The 20,655-nt window shown below is 72.7% G+C and carries 22 protein-coding genes; 11 read left to right on the top strand and 11 right to left on the bottom strand.

From position 1 onward, the window contains the following. Window positions 1-131: 131 nt before the first annotated feature. Both DLJ47_RS25350 and DLJ47_RS25345 read right to left on the bottom strand, forming a co-directional pair. Entirely contained in the window at window positions 132-677 is a 546-nt protein-coding gene (locus tag DLJ47_RS25350; protein ID WP_146228193.1) for a hypothetical protein, read from the bottom strand. 1,042 nt (window positions 678-1,719) lie between these two features. Next, window positions 1,720-1,959 carry a winged helix-turn-helix domain-containing protein gene (locus tag DLJ47_RS25345; protein ID WP_109903470.1) on the bottom strand — a complete coding sequence of 80 codons (240 nt, stop codon included), beginning with the start codon at window positions 1,957-1,959 and terminating at the stop codon, window positions 1,720-1,722. Window positions 1,960-2,147: 188 nt separating this feature from the next. Here DLJ47_RS25345 and DLJ47_RS36390 point away from each other — a divergent pair, with 188 nt between their 5' ends. Together DLJ47_RS36390 and DLJ47_RS25340 are read left to right on the top strand one after the other, a co-directional pair. Further along, window positions 2,148-2,315 carry a hypothetical protein gene (locus tag DLJ47_RS36390; RefSeq protein WP_199235999.1) on the top strand — a complete coding sequence of 56 codons (168 nt, stop codon included), beginning with the start codon at window positions 2,148-2,150 and terminating at the stop codon, window positions 2,313-2,315. Then, a complete protein-coding gene (locus DLJ47_RS25340; RefSeq protein ID WP_109903468.1) occupies window positions 2,302-3,441 on the top strand; it encodes a helix-turn-helix domain-containing protein in 1,140 nt (379 codons plus the stop codon). The genes DLJ47_RS36390 and DLJ47_RS25340 overlap by 14 nt, the downstream gene beginning before the upstream one ends. Window positions 3,442-3,483: 42 nt before the next feature. Here the strand turns inward: DLJ47_RS25340 and DLJ47_RS25335 are convergent, their stop codons facing one another. The 6 genes from DLJ47_RS25335 to DLJ47_RS25310 all read right to left on the bottom strand — a co-directional run bounded on the left by DLJ47_RS25335 (window position 3,484) and on the right by DLJ47_RS25310 (window position 7,840). Next, window positions 3,484-4,401 carry a cyclase family protein gene (locus DLJ47_RS25335; RefSeq protein ID WP_109903466.1) on the bottom strand — a complete coding sequence of 306 codons (918 nt, stop codon included), beginning with the start codon at window positions 4,399-4,401 and terminating at the stop codon, window positions 3,484-3,486. Between the two features lie 112 nt (window positions 4,402-4,513). Continuing rightward, window positions 4,514-5,053 (bottom strand): GNAT family N-acetyltransferase, encoded by a 540-nt coding sequence (locus tag DLJ47_RS25330; protein WP_109903464.1) that lies wholly within the window; start codon window positions 5,051-5,053, stop codon window positions 4,514-4,516. Between the two features lie 29 nt (window positions 5,054-5,082). Beyond that, entirely contained in the window at window positions 5,083-6,078 is a 996-nt protein-coding gene (locus tag DLJ47_RS25325; protein ID WP_109903462.1) for an NAD(P)-dependent alcohol dehydrogenase, read from the bottom strand. Beyond that, window positions 6,075-6,302, bottom strand: coding sequence for a helix-turn-helix transcriptional regulator (locus DLJ47_RS25320; RefSeq protein WP_109903460.1), 228 nt, complete (start codon window positions 6,300-6,302; stop codon window positions 6,075-6,077). The genes DLJ47_RS25325 and DLJ47_RS25320 overlap by 4 nt, the downstream gene beginning before the upstream one ends. Beyond that, window positions 6,296-6,724, bottom strand: coding sequence for a hypothetical protein (locus tag DLJ47_RS25315; protein WP_109903458.1), 429 nt, complete (start codon window positions 6,722-6,724; stop codon window positions 6,296-6,298). The genes DLJ47_RS25320 and DLJ47_RS25315 overlap by 7 nt, the downstream gene beginning before the upstream one ends. Before the next feature lie 108 nt (window positions 6,725-6,832). Beyond that, complete coding sequence (locus DLJ47_RS25310; RefSeq protein ID WP_109903456.1) at window positions 6,833-7,840, bottom strand: DMT family transporter; 1,008 nt, start codon at window positions 7,838-7,840, stop codon at window positions 6,833-6,835. Between the two features lie 81 nt (window positions 7,841-7,921). On the opposite strand from DLJ47_RS25310, the gene DLJ47_RS25305 reads away from it, so the two are divergent. Then, a complete protein-coding gene (locus tag DLJ47_RS25305; RefSeq protein ID WP_109903454.1) occupies window positions 7,922-8,824 on the top strand; it encodes a LysR family transcriptional regulator in 903 nt (300 codons plus the stop codon). Between the two features lie 46 nt (window positions 8,825-8,870). Here DLJ47_RS25305 and DLJ47_RS25300 read toward each other — a convergent pair whose 3' ends face one another. Beyond that, a complete protein-coding gene (locus tag DLJ47_RS25300) occupies window positions 8,871-9,752 on the bottom strand; it encodes an alpha/beta fold hydrolase (protein ID WP_109903452.1) in 882 nt (293 codons plus the stop codon). 222 nt (window positions 9,753-9,974) lie between these two features. On the opposite strand from DLJ47_RS25300, the gene DLJ47_RS25295 reads away from it, so the two are divergent. The 4 genes from DLJ47_RS25295 to DLJ47_RS25280 all read left to right on the top strand — a co-directional run bounded on the left by DLJ47_RS25295 (window position 9,975) and on the right by DLJ47_RS25280 (window position 13,920). After that, entirely contained in the window at window positions 9,975-10,928 is a 954-nt protein-coding gene (locus DLJ47_RS25295) for an SRPBCC family protein (RefSeq protein WP_109903450.1), read from the top strand. A gap of 25 nt (window positions 10,929-10,953) precedes the next feature. Next, a complete protein-coding gene (locus DLJ47_RS25290; protein WP_109903448.1) occupies window positions 10,954-12,126 on the top strand; it encodes a zinc-dependent alcohol dehydrogenase in 1,173 nt (390 codons plus the stop codon). Window positions 12,127-12,169: 43 nt separating this feature from the next. Next, window positions 12,170-12,742 (top strand): GNAT family N-acetyltransferase, encoded by a 573-nt coding sequence (locus tag DLJ47_RS25285; RefSeq protein ID WP_109903446.1) that lies wholly within the window; start codon window positions 12,170-12,172, stop codon window positions 12,740-12,742. 245 nt (window positions 12,743-12,987) lie between these two features. Then, window positions 12,988-13,920, top strand: a complete 933-nt coding sequence (locus tag DLJ47_RS25280) for an ion transporter (protein ID WP_109903444.1) — start codon at window positions 12,988-12,990, stop codon at window positions 13,918-13,920. 30 nt (window positions 13,921-13,950) lie between these two features. On the opposite strand, the gene DLJ47_RS25275 is transcribed toward DLJ47_RS25280, so the two are convergent. Then, window positions 13,951-15,429: a glutamate--cysteine ligase gene (locus DLJ47_RS25275; protein ID WP_109903484.1), complete on the bottom strand. Its 1,479-nt coding sequence runs from the start codon at window positions 15,427-15,429 to the stop codon at window positions 13,951-13,953. A 164-nt stretch (window positions 15,430-15,593) separates the two neighbouring features. Between DLJ47_RS25275 and DLJ47_RS25270 the strand changes: the two genes are divergently transcribed. Then, window positions 15,594-15,950, top strand: coding sequence for a DUF3817 domain-containing protein (locus DLJ47_RS25270; RefSeq protein WP_233258018.1), 357 nt, complete (start codon window positions 15,594-15,596; stop codon window positions 15,948-15,950). 52 nt (window positions 15,951-16,002) lie between these two features. Here the strand turns inward: DLJ47_RS25270 and DLJ47_RS25265 are convergent, their stop codons facing one another. Further along, entirely contained in the window at window positions 16,003-16,551 is a 549-nt protein-coding gene (locus DLJ47_RS25265) for a hypothetical protein (RefSeq protein ID WP_109903442.1), read from the bottom strand. Window positions 16,552-16,696: 145 nt separating this feature from the next. Here DLJ47_RS25265 and DLJ47_RS25260 point away from each other — a divergent pair, with 145 nt between their 5' ends. The 3 genes from DLJ47_RS25260 to DLJ47_RS25250 all read left to right on the top strand — a co-directional run. Beyond that, a complete protein-coding gene (locus DLJ47_RS25260; protein ID WP_109903440.1) occupies window positions 16,697-17,821 on the top strand; it encodes a baeRF2 domain-containing protein in 1,125 nt (374 codons plus the stop codon). After that, on the top strand, window positions 17,814-19,577 hold the full coding sequence (locus DLJ47_RS25255; protein ID WP_109903438.1) for a thiamine pyrophosphate-binding protein: 1,764 nt from the start codon (window positions 17,814-17,816) through the stop codon (window positions 19,575-19,577). The genes DLJ47_RS25260 and DLJ47_RS25255 overlap by 8 nt, the downstream gene beginning before the upstream one ends. 36 nt (window positions 19,578-19,613) lie before the next feature. Next, window positions 19,614-20,655 (top strand): iron-containing redox enzyme family protein (locus tag DLJ47_RS25250; protein WP_446723598.1); only part of this gene is annotated, 1,042 nt, incomplete at its 3' end.

The following is a 20,655-nucleotide window of genomic DNA, read 5'->3' as shown; positions in this document are numbered from 1 at the left end:
TGCACCCTCGCCGATCCGCCCGCTGGAGGCAAGGGGCCATAGTGGAGGAAATGTCCTCCAACTTTCGTGCCACTACGCAATATGAGGGTGAGTGCAATTTCAGCGCTGCTTAGGCTAAGCGCCACTTTTTGTCAGTTCTCTGGCTTAGGCGCCGACGTGCCCGCGGCGGAGAGGTGTCGCCGAGCAGCGGCTTCTGCATAAGCCAGGACCTTATCCGAGGGGCCGATGATCTCCTGCCACAGCAAGCCCGTGCCGTCCGCGTTGCGAGGTAAGGCCATACGAAGAGTCGTGGTGTCGGCGCCAGCGGGGTTTCGCATTTCAGCCAAGCGTAGCCGCAGAAGTTGAAAGGTGACTTTGACTGCGTCGTAAAGGCCGTTGCTAAGCATATTAAGCATGATTCCGACGAAGATCGCTGCTGGCTCAGCGGAGAACGTGCTGCGAAACGTTCTGCCTCGCTCGCCGTTGAGAAAGGACGCGCCGATCCCGTCGGCCCGTAGGGTCTTGACGACGGGCGTCAGGTAGGCCGGGAAGACGGCGATACCACGCTCGAAAAACTCAGGGAGCACGACGACGGCTGCATCGGGTGACGTCGCAGCGACTGCCACGGACACATCATCGATCCAAGGTTGCGGGACTTCCCGTATGACAACATCAGCGACACCAGGCATCTCCTGCACGGAAGCCATGCTACCGCTACGGAGATGGTCTCCGGTCAGGAGAGCCGTGTGCCCATGGACGCAAGCCCGCCTGTTGTCGTCACCGTCCGCCACCGTCAGCGACGCTCGAACGGTCGCCGATGTCCGAGGTCTCGAAGGACCGTTGCGCTCCACTTTGGTCAGGCGGGTGTCCTGCCGGTGCACGCGTCATAACGAGCGTGGGCGGGACGGCGGGCGAAGCCGTGCGACGGAGGATGACTAGCCCACCTCTGCCGTTTCGACGGCGAAGAGCGACCAAGAGTTAGAGCAGGCTACCAGCTCGTATGAGTATTAGCCCAAGCAGAACATGTCCTGGGATGCCTTGAGCAGGTTGCAGGCCCCTCGCGAGTGGACTTCGTAATGATCCATTCCTCGGTGGCGGCCCTCATCCGCATGTATGTCATCGGGAGGACCTGCCCCTGAGCGTCGAACCCACCTACGAAGTTCTTCATCCGAGGGTCCGGACTTGGGCCTGCCAGCTCTCCGAGATCAGCATCTGGGGGATCCAGAGAGTCATTGTTGCTCCGGTTGGGTTCGGCTCGTTCAGATGGCTCGATGCCTGGCGGGCGTAGCCGAGACTCGCCAGCCTGGAAGCATCCCGGATGCTAGCCGTCAAAGGCGCGATGGGATCGGAGCGCGCGTGAGCGGGCGCACCCACTGCATGCCCTTTGGCTGCTGGCCCTTACCCGGGTGCGGGGGCGATCTACCCGCATATACCTCGGGGGACCTTGGCTTCTTCCGCCTGGCGCTCGCGCGCCCGGCGGCAGCCCCCAAACCCCTTGACGAGTCCGACGGCCCCCGACGCTGGTGCTCGTCGAGGCGCAGCTTGCGGCTGCCGCGCTAGTCCACCGCAGGCAGTAACGCCGGCGGCGCTTTCAAGGACTACCGGTGCCCGTGGCTCCCTGACTTCACCGCGGTTCGACGTTCAGCTTCCGCCCGTCGTCATCGGTCACCTGCATGTCGCAGGCAGCTTGCCCGAACTCGTATGCTGGGGATCGCGGTCGCGGTGACGTACGTCAGGGGCCTACTCGGCGACAAAGACGCCCACGCCTGGCAGGGTTTCGGTCATGCCCTTGATTCGAAGCACCTGCATGGCGCGGTCGATCACCGGCTCGGTGACGCCGTAGTGCTCGATCAACTCTCGACGGCTCGGCAGCTTCGACCCGGGCGGGAACTCGCCGGACGCGATGCGTTCGGCGAGGTCGTCGGCGATCTGCTCGTAGCGGTAACGCGGTGGCACTGTCTTCCCCTCGGTTGGCACCACGAGTAGACCACCTACGCCAGCCCTTGACTACCCAACGGTACCTATGGGAGGTTGCCGAGGAGGTCGATCCCGTCGGTTGGCGCTGTTGGGCCGTCCTCGCCGGCGTGGATGTCCGGCGCACCCCCGCGATCGGGCATCCACGCCTCTGCTCCGAGAAGCACGAGTAAGACGGGCTCGATGGAGGTGGGATGCGGAGTCGGGACGACGAGTCGGTGAGCCGAGGCGAGGAGATGGAAGCGGCCGAGCGGGAGGCCGCCAAGCAACGCCTCCTGGAGCAGGCCGAGGCGGAGCGCGTACCTGTGGAGGACACCACCCGGGCGGTGCCGGACCGGCGGTGGCGCAGTGACCAGCGATGACCTGCCGATCGGTCGCCGGGTGGCGCGCTGGCGAGTGCGGCGGCGGATGACCCAGCAGATGCTCGCCGACCGGCTGGGCCGTTCGAAGAGCTGGGTGGACAAGATGGAGCGGGGTGTCCGCGCACTGGACCGCTACCCGGTCATCCAGGAGATCGCCCAGGTGCTGCGCGTCGACCCGATGGCGCTGCTCGGCCAGCACCAGCCGCCGGCGCCGGCCACACCGCAGACGCTGGACGGCGTGGACACGATCCGGGCCGCCCTCGCCCGCTACGACCACCCGCCGCCGCAGCCGACCGGCGAGGTCCGGCGGCACGTCGAGCACGCCTGGCTGACCTACCAGCACGGGCACTACCCGCAGCTCGTGCGGGTGCTGCCGGGGCTGCTCGACGCCACGCGGAGCGCAGAGCCGGGACTACGCGTGCAGGCGTACCGGGTCACCTCGTCGCTGCTGGTGAAGCTCGGCGAGGCCGACCTGGCCTGGCTCGCCGCCGACCGGGCGATGGGTGCGGCGGGCGGCGATCCGGTGCTCTCCGCGGCGGCGGCCGTGTCGGTCGGCGCGGCGCTGCGCGCGCTGGGCCGGCACCGGCTGGCCCTCGCCGCGACGCTCGCCGCCGCGAGCCGCCTCGCGCCGGCCCAGGCGCCGGCCGTGCACGGGACGCTGCTGCTCCAGGCCGCCCTGGCCGCCGCCGGCAGCGGCGACGCCCGCCGGGTCGGGGAGCTGACCGACCGGGCCGCCGGGATCGCCGCCGGAATCCGGGCCGGTGACGACCCGCACCGGACCGGCTTCGGTACGGCCGCCGTCGAGCTGGCCCGGGTGGTGGTGGCGGTCGAGTCGGGGGACACGAGTGCGGCGGTGCGCCGGCACGGGAGGCTGGCGTTGGGGGAGGGATGGCGGCGGCTGCCGGCCGAGCACCGGGCCGCGTACCTGGTGGACGTGGCGCGGGCGTACCTGCTGGTCGGTGACCTGCGTGGGGCGGCCCGCGCCCTGGTCGAGGCCGACGCCGTCGCGCCGGCCGAGGTCCGGTGCCGGCCTCAGGTGCGTACGGTGATCGCCGAGGTCGCCCGCAGCCACCCGGCCCCGGCCGGCGCGGCTCGCCTGGCCACCCTGGTCGGCCTCACCCGCTGACCGGGGACCGAGGCACGCGCCGCCGGCCCGGAAGGGCTCAGGTCAGAAGGTGGCGATCGGGTTGACCGGGCTGCCGGACGTGCCGGCGAAACGGACGGGCGCGACCGCGAGGTGGAAGTCCCACTGGCCGAGTTCGGCGGCCGTCGTCGCGCACGCCTCCAGGTCGCAGTTGTCGAGCAGCCACAGACCCATCGCGACGAGGCTCACGGCGTGAATCGGCATCAGCACGTCGTCGTACCCCGACGGTTGAACGTCCTGCGGGGTGTCCGCGCCGATCAGCGCGACCTCCCGTTCGTGCAGCCACGGCAGGCAGGACGCGTGCCAGCCGGCCTGTGTGAAACCGCTGGCCGCACCGGACGCGTGCCGGAAGCGGCCGTAGCCCGTCCGCAGCAGTACCGCGTCGCCGGGCCGCACCCGCACACCCTGGCGACGCTCGGCCTCCTCCAGGTCGTCGGGAAACACACCCTGCCCCGGTTCCAGCCACGGCACACCACGGACCCGCGCGATGTCCAGCAGGACCCCCCGGGTGACGATCCCGTTCGCCGCCGCCGTGACGGCCGCCCACCCCGATCCCGTGGCGGCGTCGACCAGCGAGTGCGGCCGCCCGTTGTACATCGTGCCGTCCCAGAAGATGTGGCACGGCGAGTCGAGGTGGGTGACGGTGTTGCCGTGGAACGAGATGCCCAGCCGCTCGGACGAGAAGCCCCAGCGCCGGTCGGCGTGGAAGGCGGGCGGCATGTTCTCGGCACCCGGCATGTCGGCAGCGCACGGGCACGTCGTCGTCGACCGCTCCATCTCCTCCGGTGCGGCGACCTCCCAGGCGCACGACACGCTCCTGCCGTGGCGTACGGTCCGCGCCGCCGCCAGCCGGACGTCGTCGGTGATGTGGTTCAGCGTCCCGCGTTGGTCGTCGTCGCCCCACCGTCCCCAGTTCGACAGCGTGTCGAAGTACCCGAGCACGTCGTCCTGTGTGGCATCGGTCGCTCTGCCGTCATCCCAGCATCGACTCCTCCGGTCACCGGTTCGAGGCGGCGCAGGCAGGGTATCCCGCCCTCCCCGGCGGACCGCCCGACTACGGCTTCCAGTCGCGCCGGAGCAGGCCGTAGAGCACGAAGTCAGCGAAGCCGTCGCCGTCGTACTCGCGCTCCCGCTGGGTGCCCTCGTGGGTGAAGCCGCACGCCTCCGCGGTCCGCCGCATGGCCGTGTTGCTGGCCAGCGTCTCCAGTTCCAGGCGGCGCAGGTTGCGGTTGCGGAAGCCGTACCGGCAGAGCAGCTGGATCACCTCGGTCCCGTACCCCTGGCCGCGCGCCTCGGGGACCAGCGCGATGCCGAGGTGGCCATACCCGTTGAAGGTGTTGATCCCCCACAGCACGCCGCGGCCCAGGAACGTGCCGTCGGCCACGGTCTCGGCCAGCAGCAGCACCGGCGACTGGCTGTCGGGCGGCTCGATGACCTGCCTCTCCAGGAAGGCCCGGAGCTGGCCGACGTGGCGCGGTAGGAACGGCTCGCCGTCGGTGATCAGGTGCAGTTCGGGATCGTTCTTCAGGCGGAACAGGTTCGGCGCGTCGTCTGGTGTGGGTGGGCGCAGTCGCACCCGTTCGGTGGCGAACACCGCCCGACGCTAACAGCCGGCCCGGTTGATCATCGACCGGTTAATTCGGGCATGGTGATGACGATCTTGCCGGCGGGATGGCCGTCCCGGAGGTGTCGGATCGCGTCCGCCGCCTCGGCCAGGGGGTAGCTGCGGTCCACCGCCGGGGTGAGCGCGCCGGACTCGATGAGCCTCCCGAGCTCGGCCAGGTCCTCGGCGCGCTCCACGGCGCTGACGCTGCGCAGCCGTTGGCCGACGAACAGGGACAACAGCGGCGCGCGGACCACCTGCCGGTCGTAGCCGCTGAGCACCGGGCCCTTGGTGTACGAGCCGCCGACCAGCGCCAGCGTCCCGCGCGGGGTGAGGGCGCGGCGCAGCAGCGAGAACGGCCGGTCGCCGCCGGTGTCGATGACCACGTCGTAGACCGGGCCGTCGCGGTCGACCTCCTCGCTGGTGTAGTCGAGGACGTCGTCGGCGCCGAGGGAGCGGACGAAGTCGGCCCTGGCCGGGGCGCAGACGGCGGTGACCGTCGCCCCGTACGCCTTGGCGAGCTGCACGGCGTGGGAGCCGACCCCGCCGGACGCGCCGATGACCAGCACCCGGTGCCCGGCGCGGACCTGGCCGCTGTCGCGGACCGCGCGCAGCGCCGTCATCCCGGAGACCGGTGCTGCGGCGGCCTGCGCGAACGACACGTTGGCCGGCTTGTGGGCCAGCCGCCGCTGCGGTGCGCTCGCGAACTCGGCGTACGCGCCGCGCAGGCAGGTGCCGAACACCTCGTCGCCCGGCCGGAACCGGGTCACCCGGGGGCCGACCGCGGCCACGACGCCGGCCAGGTCCCGGCCGAGCACCGGCACCCGGGGCCGGCGCAACCCGCTGGCCAGCCGCGCCAGGTAGGGGCGGCCGGTCATGAAGATCCACACGCCGGGGTCGACCGCGGCCGCGCGGACCTGGACCAGGACGTCGTCGTCGCCGATGGCCGGCTGGTCGATGTCGCGGAGCTGGAGCACGTCGGCCGGGCCGTAGGTGTCGTGGACGATGGCCTTCACGGTGTCGCCTCCTCGGGGTACTGGAACACGTCGTCGAGCCGCGCGCCGAACACGCGGGCGATCCGGAACGCCATCTCCAGCGAGGGGGAGTAGCGGCCCTGCTCGATGGCGATGACCGTCTGCCGGGTCACGCCGATCCGCTCGGCCAGCTCGGCCTGGGTCATCTCGTCGTGCGCGAAGCGCAGCGCGCGGATGTTGTTCGTGACGCGGGTCGGCTTCACCACTGCGGGACACCCCGGCGGTAGACGATCACCTTCGCCAGGGAGCCGACCACCACCGACAGGACGAAGCACAGGTAGATGACGTTGGCGATCCAGAACCAGTCCCACTCGGCCATCGCCATGAGCAGCGCCGACACCGCGCCGATGGCGACGAACGCCTGGCCGACGTGGTCGCCGAGCCGCCCGATCTCCCGGTCGCGGACGTCCTTGACCCGGGACGCCCGCGGGTTCACCACGCCCATGGCGATCTCGGCCACGATGCTCGCGACGATGGCGCCGCCGATCGTCCACAGCAGAACGCCGGCGTAGGGCGTGGCGGTGAGTGGCCCGCCGTCCACCCGGCTCAGCACGACGACGGCGTAGACGGCGTACCCGACCGTGCTGACGACCAGCATGATCCAGGCGCGTTTCTCCTCGTGCGTCATGACCGCCTCCCGATGTAAAGAATCCTTGACACCGTCAGAGTAAGCCGTTCTTGACACCGTGTCTAGAAACTTTTACATCGGGCGGTGGGTGACGATCAGGGACGGGCGTCAGCGGCGGGTCGCGAGGACCACGCCGGTCAGGCAGAGCGCGCCGCCGAGCAGGGCGAGCGGTGCCGGTACCTCGCCCAGCAGCGTCCACGACAGCAGCACGGTCACCGGCGGCGACAGGTAGGTGGCGGCGGTGGTGCGCCCGGCGGTCCAGCGGGACAGCACGTACCCCCAGGTGAGGAAGCCGACAGCGGTCGGGAACGCGCCCAGGTAGAGCACGCCCAGGGTGGCCGAGGCCGGGGCCGTGGCGAGCTCCGCGACGAGCGCGGGCGCGAACGGCAGCAGGGCCACCGTCCCGGCCAGCGCGCCGAGCCAGGTCATCGTCACCGCGTCCACCCGCACCAGCAGGCGTTTCTGCAGCAGTACGCCGAAGGCGTACAGCACGGCGGAGAGCACCGCCAACGCGACGCCGACCTGGTCGGCGTGCCCGGTGAAGCCACCGGCCGCGATCAGGGCGACCCCGGCGAAGGCGACCGCCACCCCGACCCCGAGCCGGCCGGTGAGCCGCTCGCCCAGGACGGCGACCGCGGCCACCGCGACGAGGATGGGCGCGATCGCCACCAGCAGCGCCGCCGTCCCGGCGTCGACCAGCCGCTCGGCCGCGTTGAGCGCGACGTTGTAGCCGCCGAACCAGGCCACGCCCCACAGCGCGATCAGCCCCAGGGTCCCGCCCCGGGGCAGCCCGGCCCGACGGTCCGAACCCGGCGCGGCGTGCGCCGCTCGCCTGCGGCGGACACCGGCGGTGAGGGCCACGAACGCGCTCAGCGCGACGGACGCCGCCGCCATCCGGCCCAGCGCCATCGCGCCGGGGGAGTAGTCGTGCCCGGCGAAGCGGATGCCGACGAACGCCGACGCCCACAGGAACACCGTGATCCCGGCGGCGGCGACGGTCGGCCAGGACCGGGGCCGCGGGTGCGCCGGCGCGCGGGTGGGCGCCTCCCCGACCGCCGGGGGCTGGGCGTCGGAGCTGCTCGGGGCGGCGAGGCTGGCGGTGCGCGCACTGGTCATACGGCGATTCTGGTGCGGCTGACTGTGCAGCACCAGTGAATCTCACTTCACCACGATTCAGCCGAGCTTTATAGTCGTCGTATGCTCGACGTCCACCGCCTCCGGGTCTTCCGTTCCGTCGTGGCGTCCGGGTCCGTCCAGGCCGCCGCCGCCAACCTCGGCTACACCCCCTCCGCCATCAGCCAGCACCTCACCGCGCTCCAGCGGGAGACGGGCCTCACGCTCCTCGCCCGGGCCGGGCGGGGACTGCGGCCCACGGCAGCCGGGCACGCCCTGGCCGCCGAAGCCGAGCGGGTGCTCGCCCGGCTCGGCGCGGCCGAGTCGCTGATCGCCGACCTGCGGGCCGGCCGCACCGGCGCACTGTCGATCGCGTACTTCGCTTCCGTCGGCGCGGCGTGGATGCCGCTCGTGGTGCGGCGCATCCTCGCCGAGCACCCCGGCGTCCGGCTCGACCTGCAACTGCGCGAAAACATCCCGGACAGCCGGGAGGAACGAGCCGACGTCCAGGTGGTCGTGGCCCGCTCCGGCTTCGACCCCGGTTCCGGCTTCACCGCCCACCACCTCCTCGACGACCCGTACGTGGCCGTGCTGCCCGCCGGGCACCGCCTCGCCGGGCGGGCGGAGGCGGACCTGATCGACCTCGCCGACGAGGGCTGGGTCGACAACGACTTCGCCCGCGGCTGGTGCCGCGAGAACCTCATCGAGGCCTGCACCGCCGCCGGGTTCAGCCCGGCCTTCCGGGTCGAGGCGCACGACTACCCGACCGCGCTCGCCTTCGTGGCCGCCGGGATCGGCCCGACGGTGCTCCCCGCGCTCGGCGCGGCCCAGCTGCCCCCCGGCGTGACCTGCGTTCGGCTCGTCCGCCCGACACCGATCCGGTCGATCCACGCGGTGGTGCACGACGCGGTCGCGCACGCGCCGGCGGTGCGGACGGCGGTCGCCGCGCTGCGGGAGGCGGCGACGCTGGTGGACCCGGCCCGGTGATTCGGCGCCCGCCGGGCTGCCCTCGTCGCGGCAGCGGCAGGGTCGGTCAGCGGCGGCGCTGTGCCTCCACCCGCCCAATGAAGGCGTCCATCAGGGCGGCGCACTCGACCGGATGGGTCTCCAGCAGGAAGTGCGGCCCGTCGAGGATGTGCGCCTCCATCCGGGGCAGCGCCCTCAGCCAGGAGAGGGTCTCGGCGAGGTCGAAGAAGATGTCGTGCCGCCCCCACAGCATCAGCGCGGGCGGCTGCCAGCGGTCGAGATAGTCGGCGATCTCCCCGAAGCGCGCCACGTGGTGGCGGTAGTCGAGCACCAGCGCGCGGTTCGTCTCCAGCCGGCCGGGAAGCGACATGACCCGCCAGTCCTCCGCCCACAGCCGAGGGTCGATGCGCTCGGCGAGGTCTGCGGGTATGCCGCCCACGTACTGGTCGCGTACCCCCTCGGCGGTCAGGTGGGCGGTCGCCTCGGCCTCCCGCTCCGGCGTCGGGTCGTCCCAGTAGGCGCGGGTGGCCGACCAGGTGGGACCCATCCCGCTGGTGTGGGCGTTGGCGTTCTGCACGATGAGGCTGCGGACCCGCTCGGGATCCCGGGTGGCGAGCTGGAGCCCCACCGGCGCTCCGTAGTCGTGCAGGTAGAGGTGGAAGGACCGGATGTCGAGCCGCGCGAGCAACTTGTCGATCACGTCCGCGAACCGGGCGAACGAGGGCCGGTCGATCGGCTCGGAGCCACCGAACCCCGGAAGGTCGGGAGCGATCACGAAGCAGGTCCGCGCGAGGGTGTCGATCACGTTCCGGAACGACCCCGAGGAGGCCGGAAACCCGTGGATCAGCAGCAGCGCCGGCCGCTGCCGATCGCCCGCCAGCCGGACCGCGATCTCGGCACCGTCGATGGCGAACCTGACCGGTTCCGGTTCGCTCGGGGCCGCGTCCACCCGGTAAGGCTGCCACACCACGTCGCCGGAATGGTGGTGTCCACCCCGCCCGGACACCCCCGGATCGCCGATACGGAGTCGATCAGCCGGAACGGACGTCGTCACCTCGGCGGAATCGGGTTCATGGCCCGTTTTCGGGGCATAGCGTCACGGTGGCGGATTCACCGCCGGGCCGCCCGCCGTCGCGCCGGGCGGCCTCGTGTCGACCGAGGGAGGCAGACCGTGGACAGGTCCGACGAGGTACTACTGCCCGAACTGGACGGGCCGGAGCCGACCGCGCTGCTGCCCCGGGCGGTGGGCTGGCTGAGCCTGGCACTCGGCGCGGGCGCGCTCGCCGCGCCCGGCCCCCTGGCCCGGCTGACCGGAGTGGACGATTCACCGGCGGCCCGCGCGGTGATCCCCGCGGTCGGCGCCCGCGAGCTGGGGCACGCCGCCGGGCTGATCATGGGACGCCGGCCGGCCGGCTGGGCGTGGACCCGGGTCGCCGGCGACGCGATGGACCTGACGCTGCTCGGTCGGGCGATGGCCGACCGCTGCGACGAGCGCCGCCGCCGGGTCGCCATCACCATCGCCGTGGTCGCCGGCATCGCCGCCGTCGACCTGGTCACCGCGGTACGGGCCAGCCGCGCCCGCCGGGCCCGGCAGCGACTGATCCGGATGGAGCTGGCGGTCACCGTCAACCGCACGCCGGCCGAGGCGTACCGGTTCTCGCGGGACGTGGAGAACCTGCCCCGGTTCATGTCCCACCTGGAGTCGGTGCGCGCCGAGGACCTGCGCCGCTCGCACTGGATCGCCTGCGGCCCGGCCGGCCGCGCCGTCGAGTGGGACGCGGAGATCATCGACGACCAACCGAACCGGTCGCTGGCCTGGCGGTCGTTGCCCGGCACCCGGGTGCCCAACGCCGGCCGGGTCCGGTTCGTGCCCGCCCCCGGCGACCGGGGCACCGAGGTGCGCGTGCAACTGCGCTACGCCCCGCCGGCCGGCGCGCTCGGCCGGACGGTGGCCAAGCTCTTCGGCGAGGAGCCGGAGCAGCAGGTCCGCGACGACCTGCGCCGGTTCAAGCAGGTGCTGGAGACCGGCGAGGTGGTGCGCTCCGAGGGCAGCCCCGACGGCACCTCGGTACGCCAACAGGTCATGCAACGCCCGGCCCAGCCGCTGCCGGCCGCCCCCCGATGACCGACCGACCCGGAAAGGAGAGCCGATGAAGGCCACCGCGTGGATGGGCAAGGACAGCGTCAAGGTCGTCGACGTGCCCGACCCGAAGATCATGAACGCCCGGGACGCGATCGTCCGGATCACCACCACCGCGATCTGCGGCTCCGACCTGCACCTCTACCACGGCTACATCCCGGCGATGCGCAAGGGCGACATCCTCGGCCACGAGTTCATGGGCGAGGTGGTCGAGGTCGGCCCGCAGGTACGCAACCTGCGGCCCGGCGACCGGGTGGTGGTGCCCTTCCCGATCGCCTGCGGGCACTGCACCTCCTGCCAGCGCGGCCTCTACTCGGTCTGCGAGAACTCCAACCCCAACGCCGGGATCGCCGAGAAGATCATGGGCCACTCGCCGGCCGGCATCTTCGGCTACTCCCACCTGCTCGGCGGCTACGCCGGCGGCCAGGCCGAGTACGCCCGGGTGCCGTTCGCCGACGTCGGCCCGATCAAGGTGCCCGACGAGGTGTCCGACGAGCAGGCGGTGATGCTCGCCGACGTGTTCCCGACCGGCTACATGGGTGCCGAGATGTGCGACATCAAGCCGGGCGACGTGGTAGCCGTCTGGGGCGCCGGCCCGGTCGGGCTGCTCGCCGCGGCCAGCGCCCGGCTGCTCGGCGCCGAGCGGGTGATCGTCATCGACCGGTACCCGTACCGGCTGGGGCTGGCCCGCGAGCACGCCGGCGCCGAGACGCTCAACTACGAGGACACCGACGTGCTCGACGCGCTGAACGAGTTGACCGCCGGCCGGGGCCCGGACGCGTGCATCGACGCGGTCGGCCTGGAGGGCCACCACGGCAACACCGCCATCTACGCGTACGACCGGGCCAAGCAGGCGGTACGGCTGGAGACGGAGCGGCCGTTCGCGCTGCGCGAGGCGATCCTGTCCTGCCGCAGCGGCGGTGTGGTCTCGGTGATCGGCGCGTACGGCGGCTTCGTGGACAAGTTCCCGATGGGCGCGCTCATGAACCGGTCGCTGATCATGCGGACCGGGCAGTGCCACGTGCAGCGCTACACCCGGCCGCTGCTGGAGCGCATCCAGCGCGGCGAGATCGACCCGAGCTTCATCATCAGCCACCGGATGCCGCTGGCCGACGCCCCGAAGGGATACAAGATCTTCCAGAAGAAGCAGGACGACTGCACCAAGGTGCTGCTCACGGTCTGACCCGGGCGGGCCCGGCGGCCGGCCGACCACTAGCCTGTCGCGAATGGACGCAACGCTCGCGGGGATCGAGCACGAGACCGATGGCCTCACCGTCCGGCTGCGCCCGGTGGCCGAGCCGGACCTGGCGATGTTCCGCCGGTTCGCCAGCGAACCCGGCCTGATCGGGCTGGACTGGAGCGGCTACCGGGACGCTGCCGCGCCGGCCCGGCGCTTCGCCACCGATGGCTACCTCGGCGCCGACGACGGACGGCTGATCGTCGAGGTCGACCCGGAGCGGACCGTCGGCCTCGTCAGCTACCAGGCTGGGCGGTACGCCGGGCCGGCCGGCTACTGGGAGATCGGCATCGCCCTGCTGCCCGAGTGGCGCGGGCGCGGCATCGGCTGGCGGGCGCAGGCGCTGCTCTGCGACTACCTGTTCGCGCACACCCCGGTGCAGCGGATCCAGGCCGGCACCCACCCGGAGAACGCCGCCGAGCAGCGGTCGCTGGAGAAGGCCGGCTTCCAGCTGGAGGGCGTGATCCGCGCCAGCGAGTTCCGCGCCGGCCGGTGGCGCGACGCCTACCTCTACAGCCGGCTGCGCGACGATCCGTCCCCGTGGCCGGCGAAGGCGGGCTGACCCGGCGTCGGCGCCCTCCCGGCGCGGAGGTGCCACTCGACTCCGTGATACCGCAGAGTCATCGTGATGACTATGCGGTATCACGCCCGAGGGGGATGGTGGCCGCCGCCGGCGACCCGCCGGGACGCCGGCACTCGTTAGGCTGTCGCCATGCTCGTCGCGCCGATGGCCCTCGCTGAACAGTCGCGATCGGCCGGTCGGCGCGGCCGGCTCGGTGCGGCGCCGGTGTCGGGGCTCACCGCCCGGTGAGCCCTCCCCGCGTGCCCGACCAGCGGCGGGCCACCGGCGCGACCGGCTCGGGCTGGTCCACTGTGGCCGACCGGTGCGCCCGCGCCGTCCGGTCCCGGCCGTTCGAGATCGCCATCATCGTCCTCATCGTGGCCAACGGGGTGGTGCTCGGCCTCGAGACGTACCGGGACCTCGGCCGGGCCGGGCCGGTCCTGCACGGGCTGGAACTGTCGTTCCGGGCCGCCTTCGTCGCCGAGATCGTCGTCCGGGTGCTCGCCTACGGCCGCCGGCCGCAGGACTTCTTCCGACACGGCTGGAACATCTTCGACTTCCTGGTCACCGTCGCCATCTTCATCCCCGGCCTGCACGGCGACCCGGCGCTGCTGCGCGTCGTGCGGGTGGCCCGGATGCTGCGGCTGATCCGGTTCTCGCCCGGCCTGCGCACCATCGTGGCGGCGCTGCTGCGCAGCATCCCGGGCGTCGCCGGCTTCCTCGCGCTGGCCGTGGTCACCCTGTACGTCTACGGCATGGCCGGCTGGCTGATGTTCGCCGACACCTACCCGGAGCAGTACGGCGACATCGGCCGGTCGCTGCTGACCCTGTTCGTGCTGCTGTCGCTGGAGACGCTGCCGGACCTCATCGAGCAGGGCATGGCGGTCTCGCCGTGGACGCTGCTCTACTACGTCAGCTACGTGCTCATCACCGTGAACCTGCTGCTCAACATCCTGATCGCGGTCATCGTCAACTCGATGGAGGAGGCCCGCCGGCTGGAGATGACCGAGCGGCTGGCGCCGGACTACGACGAGGACGGCGACGGCGTGCCCGACGAGGTGGACCGGATCGCGCTCACCCAACGGCTGGACGACCTGCGGGCCGTCATCGCCGAACTGGAGCGGGAACTGCGTATCGACCGCGAGGACGGGCACGCCCGGCCGCCCCACCGGCACTGAGCCCGGCCGCCCCACCGGCACCGAGCCCGGTCAGGGCAGCGGCCACTCGTGCACCGGGCGGTTGCTGTGCATCAGGTCGACGTAGTGCCGGACCACCTCGCGCAGCGCCTCGGGGCGGTCCAGGTGGTCGGCGGACTCCAGCCGGTGCAGCGTCGCCACCTGCCAGCTGGCCCCGTTGCGCCCGGTCAGGCAGCGCTGCTCGATGATGCCGAGCAGCCGGTCCCGCTCGTCCGGGTCCAGCCCCCACCGGTCCAGCCCGTGGTAGGCCAGCGGCAGCAGCCGGCGCAGCACCAGCTCGGTCACCGGCAGGTAGCCCAGGCCGGGCCAGAACACCTGCGCGTCGATGCCGTGCCGGGCGCAGTTGGTGAAGTTCTCCTCGGCGGCGCTGAACGACATCTGCGACCACAGCGGCCGGTCGGCCTCGGCCAGCGCCCGGACCAGCCCGAAGTAGAAGGCGCCGTTGGCGACGGTGTCGAGCACGGTCGGCCCGGCGGGCAGCACCCGGTTCTCCACCCGCAGGTGCGGGCGGCCCCGCAGCACGTCGTAGACCGGCCGGTTCCACCGGTAGATGGTGCCGTTGTGCAGCCGCAGCTCGGACAGCTTCGGCACCCCGCCGGCGGCGAGCGTCTCGGCCGGGTCCTCCGGCTCGCAGACCGGCAGCAGCGCCGGAAAGTAGCGCACGTTCTCCTCGAACAGGTCGAAGACCGTGGTGATCCACCGTTCGCCGAACCACACCCGGGGTCGTACGCCCTGGGCCTTGATCTCCTCGGGGCGGGTGTCGGTCGCCTGCTGGAACAGCGGGATCCGGGTCTCCCGCCACAGCTCCCGGCCGAAGAACAGCGGCGCGTTCGCGCCGAGCGCCACCTGGACGCCGGCCACGGCCTGCGCCGCGTTCCAGTAGTCGGCGAACTGGGCCGGGCTGACCTGGAGGTGGAACTGGGTGCTGGTGCAGGCCGCCTCCGGGGTGATGGTGTCGGCGGTGACCGCCAGCCGCTCCACCCCGTTGATCGAGATGCGCAGGTCCTCGCCGCGGGCCGCGAAGATCTGCTCGTTGAGCAGCCGGTACCGCGGGTTGGCCGAGAGCGTCTGCGCGGTCAGGTGCTCGGGGCGCAGGGTGGGCAGGATGCCGATCATCACCATGTGCGCGCCGACCGTGCGGGCCTTCTCCTCCGCCGCGTTCAGGCTGGCCCGCACGTGCCGCTCGAACTCGGCGGTGCCGGTGCCGCCCAGCCGGCGGGGCTCGACGTTGATCTCCACGTTGAACTGGCCGAGTTCGGTCTGGAAGCTCGGGTCCGCCACCGCGGCCAGCACGTCGGCGTTGCGCATCGCCGGCATCGAGTCGTCGTCGACCAGGTTCAGCTCGATCTCCAGGCCGGTCATCGGCCGGTCGACGTCGAACCGGGACTCGCGCAGCATCTCCGCGAAGACGTCCAGACAGCGGCGGACCTTCTCCCGGTAGCGGGCCCGATCCTCCCGGCTGAAGTTGCGTACGCCGACGTCCTCGCCCATGGTCACCACCCTGTCACCGCTGGTTCCCCCAAACTCGCACGGAGGTGACGAGCCGGGGAAGACCCCGCCCGGTCCTTTCCCGTACCGGACGGGTGTTAATCCGGCACGGACCGCACCGGGACGGCCGGTCGGGTCGAGCAGGACGCCCGGTAGGATGGCTCGCCGTGACCGCTGACCTCACCCTGCGTACCCGGCTGACCCGGCTGTTCGTGGTGGCCGCGATCGCCGAGGCGTGCTCCTGGGCGGGCCTGCTGGCCGGCATGGCCGTCAAGTACGGCCCGCCCGGCAACGAGATCGGCGTGCAGATCTTCGGGCCGATCCACGGCGGGCTCTTCGTCGCGTACCTCGCCCTGGTCGCCGTCGTCTCCCGGCTGCACCGATGGAGCTGGCCGGCCACCCTCGCGGCGCTGGCCTGCGCGGTGCCGCCATTCGCCACCATCGCCTTCGAGCGCTGGGCGCACCGCCGGGGGATGCTGCGGACGGCCGCCGAGCCGGACCGCACCCCGACCCCGGTCGGCTGACCCGCCCGGGCTCAGGGCCCGGCGGCGCCCGCCGGACCCCGGCGGCCGACCCTCAGGTCAGCGCCGACCAGGTGAGCACCGCGGCGACCAGCAGCGCGCCGAGCGCCGCCTGGAGCAGCAGCGGCGGGCCGAGGTGCGACCACAGGGTCGCGGTTCGCGGGGTGAGCAGCTGCCCGGTGGTGAGGTTGACGATCTGCTCCACCTTCGGCGGCAGGTCGGGGTCGCGCTGCCGGCGCAGGGTCAGCTGGACGTGGTCCGCCGGGTGCAGCGCGCTCTGCGGCAGGTGCCCGTGCAGTTCCACCTCGCAGAGCTGGCCCACCGTGTCGCGGATCCGCAGCGGGGTGACCAGGTACTCCGGGCCCTTGCGCAGCTCCTTGAACGCCCGCCGGCTGCCGCCGGAGCCGATCGAGAGCAGCGCCCGGACCAGCGCCACCAGCAGCCCGGCCACCCCGGCCGCGGCGAGCACGGCCACCAGCACCGGCTGGCCCACCTTCAGCTCCCGGGCGTAGCCGTCCAGCAGCCGGACGACCCGGCCGGTGACGATCCGGTCCGTCGGGTGGACGATCCGCCGGATATGCAGGTCGCTGTCCATGCCCACCACCCAGAGTCCGGTTGCGCTTACCGATGGTATCGGTACGCCTGGGTTGAACGACGTGAATGAAACCTGGTCACGCCCCCGCTCACGGGCCAGGTGACTATCGCAGTCGCGCGGGTAAGCGCAGGGCCGAGCTGGAAAGGGGTCGAGCATGCAGCTGTCCTTCCTGCGCCCGCTCTACGACCGACCCGGGCCGTGGTGCTCGGTCTACCTGGACGCCTCGGCCAACACCGAGGACGCCCATCCGGCGCTCGACCTGCGCTGGCGCGCGCTGCGCGACGAACTCCAGCGGCAGCGCGCCGACGTGGCGAGCATCGACGCGGTGGAACGGGTGGTCCGGGGGCACGATCCGATGGCCGGGGACTACGGGCTGGCCGTCTTCGCCACCCGGGGCCGGGTGGTGCTCTCCGAGTACCTGTCCGCCCCGCCGCTGCGGGACCTGGCGGCGTTCTCCGAACTGCCGCACGTGATGCCGCTGCTCGCCCAGCGCGGCGAGCAGGTCGCCTGGGTGCGGGTGCTGGCCGACCGGACCGGCGCGGACGCGATGGCGATCAGCGCCGGCGGCGTGCCGCGCCGGTCCCACGTCCAGGGGCGGGAGAGTTACCAACTGCGCCGGGTGAATCCGGGCGGCTGGTCGCAGTCCCGCTACCAGCGGGCGGCGATGGAGGCCTGGCACCACAACGCCGGCGACGTCACCGCGGCCACCGTCGAGCTGGCCGAGAAGGTCGGCGCCGAGGTGGTGGTGGTGGCCGGCGACGTCCGGGCCACCGGGATGATCGCCGCCCAGATGCCGGAGCGCTGGCAGGACGCGGTGGTGCGTACCGACGCCGGCTCCCGGGCCGGTGGAGCCGACCAGACCCTGCTGGACGACATCACCGTGCAGACCATCGCCGAGGTGGCCGACCAGCGGATCACCGCCGCGCTGGACCGGTTCGGCATGCAGGAGGACGTGGGCGCCGGGCTGGACGCCGTGGTCTCCGCCCTGCAACGCAACCAGGTGGAGAACATGCTGATCGTGGACGACCCGTCGGCCAACGGCCAGCTGTGGATCGGCCCGGAGCCCACCGAGATCGCCACCGACCCGCGCGAGCTGAACGCCATGTCGGTGACCGACCCGGCGAAGGTCCGCGCCGACGCGGCGCTGGTGCGCGCCCTGGTCGGCACCGACGCCGAGCTCACCGTGCTGGGCCCGGACGAGGCGCCGGAACTGGTCGACGGCGTGGGTGCGGTGCTGCGCTACGTGGACGCGAGCACCCCCGGGCGGGGCAATGGCTGAGCGCACTGTCGCCGACCTGGTGGTGGAGCGGTTGCGGGCGTGGCGGGTACCGCGCGCCTTCGGCTATCCCGGTGCGGCCATCGCGCCGGTGGTGGAGGCGCTGGACGCCGCCGGCGGGGACCCGGCGTTCGTCCCGGCCCGGCACGAGGAGACCGCCTCGTTCATGGCCACCGGGCACGCCAAGTTCACCGGCGGCATCGGCGTCTGCCTGGCCACCCAGGGCCCGAGCGCTGTGCAACTGCTCAACGGGCTCTACGACGCGAAGCTGGACAGCAAGCCGGTGGTGGCGATCGTCGGGGAGGACATCTCCGGCCCGCTCGGCGGCGCGCACCAGGAGATCGGGCTGAGCCGGCTCTTTGGCGACGTGTGCAACCAGTTCGTCCGGTACGCCCGTACGCCCCAGCAGGTGCCGTCCCTGCTGGACCAGGCGTTCCGCACCGCCGCGGCCACCCGCAGCCCGGTCTGCGTGGTGCTGCCCCGGCAGTTGCAGGAGATCATCGTGCCCGACCTGCAACCGCAGGCGGCCGGGGTGGTCACCGCCACCCCGGGCGAGCCACTGGCCCGGGTGCTGCCGCACGAGGTCGACCTGGACGCCGCAGCCCAGCTGCTCGGCACCGGGCAGCGCCCCGCCATCCTGGTCGGGCAGGGCGCGCGGGGGGCGGCGGACGAGATCGTCGCGCTCGCCGACCGGCTCGGCGCCGGGGTGGCCACCTCCCTGCTCGGCAAGCCGGTGCTCGACGAGCGGCTGCCCTTCCACACCGGCGTGCTCGGCGAGGTCGGCACGCCGGCCAGCGCCGAGCTGATGGGCGGCTGCGACACCCTGCTGCTGGTCGGCACCAACGACCCGTGGACCGACTACTTCCCGATGGCCGGTCAGGTCCGCACCGTGCAGATCGACCTCGACGGCCGCCGGATCGGCACCCGCTACCCGGTGGACGTGCCGCTGGTCGGCGACGCCGCGGAGACCCTGCGCGCCCTGCTCGCCCGGCTCCGCAACGACCCGAACCAGGGCTGGCGGGCGACCGTGGAACGCTCCGTCGAGCGCTGGCGAGGCGAGGCGGCCGACCGGGCGGGGGCACCGGCCGAGCCGATCAACCCGCAGCTGGTGCTGCACGAACTCTCCACCCGGGTGCCGCGGTCCGGGGCGATCGCTGTCGACGTCGGCTCGGTCATCTACTGGTACGCCCGGCACCTGGAACTGCCCCCGGGGGTCAACGCCCAGCTCTGCGGCACCCTCGGCTCGATGGGCTGCGCCCTGCCGTACGCGGTGGCGGCCAAGCTCGCCGTCCCCGACCAGCCGGTGATCGCGCTGCTCGGGGACGGCGCTATGCAGCTCAACGGCCTGGCCGAGCTGATCACCGTCGCGCACCACTGGTCGCGCTGGCCCGACCCCCGCCTGGTCGTGCTGGTGCTCAACAACCGGGACCAGTCCGGGATGGGCGGCGGCCGGCAACCCACGCCCGATCCGTCCCAGCGCCGGCCCGACGTGCCGTACGCCGGCTGGGCCCGGCTGCTCGGCCTGCACGGCGTGCGGGTCGACCGGCCGGAGCTGGTCGGCGCGGCCTGGGACGAGGCGCTCGCCGCGGACCGGCCCTGCGTGCTGGAGGCGGTGGTCGACCCGGCGGTGCCGTTGGCCCCACCGGAGCCGGCCTTCGCCGACCTGCGCGGCATCTTCGCCTCCGGCGACGCGGCCCGCCGGGTCCGCGACCGGATGCTGGCGGCCGGGGTGGCCGTCGAGGCGGAGGATCTCGTTTAGCGGCAGGCGGCCTGGGCAACTGGTGATCGTCAGTCGATGCTGGAGGTCACCTTGTCCGAGCCCGTTGACCGGCGGTACGGTCCCGCGCCCCTGCCGCGCTCGCGCGGGCCCGTCTCGGCGGCGGTGCTCGACGCCCTGCGGCGGCCGCCGCACGACCTGCCGGACGACCTGGCCGCGCGGCTCGACCCGGCCGATCCGCTGACCGACGAGGACCTCCAGCTCACCCTCTTCCTCTGCTACGAGACGCACTACCGGGGCTGGCGCGGCGTCGCCGACGACTGGGAGTGGCAGCCGTCGTTGCTGGCGCTGCGGTCGTCCGCCGAAAGGGTCTTCGAAGCGGCGGTGCGCCGGCTGGTCGGCCCGCTGCCGGCGGTGCTGCCCGCCGGGGTGCCGGCGGCGCTGGCCGACGTGGTCGCCGCCGACGACGGACCGTCGCTCGCCGCGCACCTGCAGCGGCGGGCCACCCTGGCGCAGTTCCGCGAGTTCGTCACCCACCGCTCGATCTACCACCTGCGGGAGGCGGATCCGCACAGCTGGGCGCTGCCCCGCCTCGGCGGCCCGGCCAAGGCCGCCCTCGTGGAGATCCAGATGGACGAGTACGGCAACGGGCGGCTGGACCGGATGCACGCCGAGCTGTTCCGTACCACCATGGACCGGCTCGGCCTGGACACGGGGTACGCCGCCTACCTGGACGCGGTGCCGGCGGTCACCCTGGCCACCAACAACCTGATGTCGCTGTTCGGCCTGCACCGCCGGCTGCGCGGGGCGCTGCTCGGGCACCTGGCGGCCTACGAGATGACCTCGTCGCTGCCGAACCGCCGCTACGGCAACGGCCTGCGCCGGCTGGGCCTGGACGAGGTGGCCACCCGGTTCTACGACGAGCACGTCGAGGCGGATGCGGTGCACGAACAGATCGCCGCGCACGACTTGTGCGGGGGGCTGGTCCGGGTCGAGCCGGAACTCGCGCCGGACGTGGTCTTCGGCGCGGCCGCCGCGCTGGCGGTCGACCGGCTCTTCGCCGCGCACCTGCTGGACAGCTGGTCCGCCGCCCGCACCTCCCTGCGCACCCGCACCAACC

It is taken from the genome of Micromonospora sp. S4605 (assembly GCF_003176715.1).
GTDB classification, from domain to species: Bacteria; Actinomycetota; Actinomycetes; order Mycobacteriales; family Micromonosporaceae; genus Micromonospora; species Micromonospora echinaurantiaca.
The sequence above is the reverse complement of the archived record's forward strand: the minus strand, read 5'-3'. Positions and strand labels throughout refer to the sequence as shown.

Coding starts and splice junctions, on each gene's coding strand:
- DLJ47_RS25275 (WP_109903484.1), bottom strand. CDS start 15,429: ATGGGCGAGGACGTCGGCGTACGCAACTTCAGCCGGGAGGATCGGGCC.
- DLJ47_RS36390 (WP_199235999.1), top strand. CDS start 2,148: ATGCGGAGTCGGGACGACGAGTCGGTGAGCCGAGGCGAGGAGATGGAA.
- DLJ47_RS25285 (WP_109903446.1), top strand. CDS start 12,170: ATGGACGCAACGCTCGCGGGGATCGAGCACGAGACCGATGGCCTCACC.
- DLJ47_RS25290 (WP_109903448.1), top strand. CDS start 10,954: ATGAAGGCCACCGCGTGGATGGGCAAGGACAGCGTCAAGGTCGTCGAC.
- DLJ47_RS25305 (WP_109903454.1), top strand. CDS start 7,922: ATGCTCGACGTCCACCGCCTCCGGGTCTTCCGTTCCGTCGTGGCGTCC.
- DLJ47_RS25255 (WP_109903438.1), top strand. CDS start 17,814: ATGGCTGAGCGCACTGTCGCCGACCTGGTGGTGGAGCGGTTGCGGGCG.
- DLJ47_RS25315 (WP_109903458.1), bottom strand. CDS start 6,724: ATGACGCACGAGGAGAAACGCGCCTGGATCATGCTGGTCGTCAGCACG.
- DLJ47_RS25310 (WP_109903456.1), bottom strand. CDS start 7,840: ATGACCAGTGCGCGCACCGCCAGCCTCGCCGCCCCGAGCAGCTCCGAC.
- DLJ47_RS25260 (WP_109903440.1), top strand. CDS start 16,697: ATGCAGCTGTCCTTCCTGCGCCCGCTCTACGACCGACCCGGGCCGTGG.